The organism is Cupriavidus yeoncheonensis (assembly GCF_905397275.1).
GTDB classification, from domain to species: Bacteria; Pseudomonadota; Gammaproteobacteria; order Burkholderiales; family Burkholderiaceae; genus Cupriavidus; species Cupriavidus yeoncheonensis.
This window is the reverse complement of the sequence record NZ_CAJPUY010000085.1, coordinates 1-627: the sequence shown is the minus strand read 5'-3', so window position 1 is coordinate 627 and position 627 is coordinate 1. Positions and strand designations below refer to the sequence as shown.

Below are 627 nucleotides of genomic sequence, written 5' to 3'. Positions count from 1 at the left end.
TCAATAGTTGTTCATCGGGCGAGCCCGACCCCGAAGGATGAAGCGGGCTTGCGGCCCATGCGTTGCGATGGGATGGGCATAAGATGGCGTCTGGTAACGGCAACGAGGTCGGCTTTCGCTTGGTGCCCCGAGCCCGTTCAATAGTTGGACCCGCAGCCCTGCGAGCACCCCGAATTGCGACCACGGGTGGTGACACCCCGGAACGCGCCTAGTAGATTTCGACGACGAGGGCTGCTGCCGATGCCGTTGACTCTGGCAGGAGGCTCCATGCAAGTACTCTATCCCCGTTGTGCCGGACTCGACGTCCACAAGGACACCATTGTGGCCTGTGTGCGCTGTGTCTCGGCGCCCGCGCATCACGAAGTGCGCAGCTTTGACAGTACCACCGCCGGCCTGCTGGCGCTGGCCGACTGGCTGGCGCTGCACGGCTGCACCCACGTGGCCATGGAAGCCACCGGGGTGTACTGGAAGCCGGTGTGGCACATCCTCGAGGGCAACTTCGAGTTGGTGCTGGCCAATGCCCAGCACATCCGCAACGTGCCCGGCCGCAAGACCGACGTCAATGACGCGATGTGGATTGCCGATCTGCTCGCCCACGGCTTGATCCGATCGAGCTTCGTGCCGCCG

At 64.0% G+C, this 627-nt stretch carries 1 protein-coding gene; it reads left to right on the top strand.

Features of this window, described 5'->3' with window-relative positions; genetic code table 11:
• Positions 1-267: 267 nt before the first annotated feature.
• Positions 268-627: IS110 family transposase (locus KHO22_RS32380; protein WP_211951271.1), on the top strand; the 360-nt coding region annotated here is incomplete at its 3' end.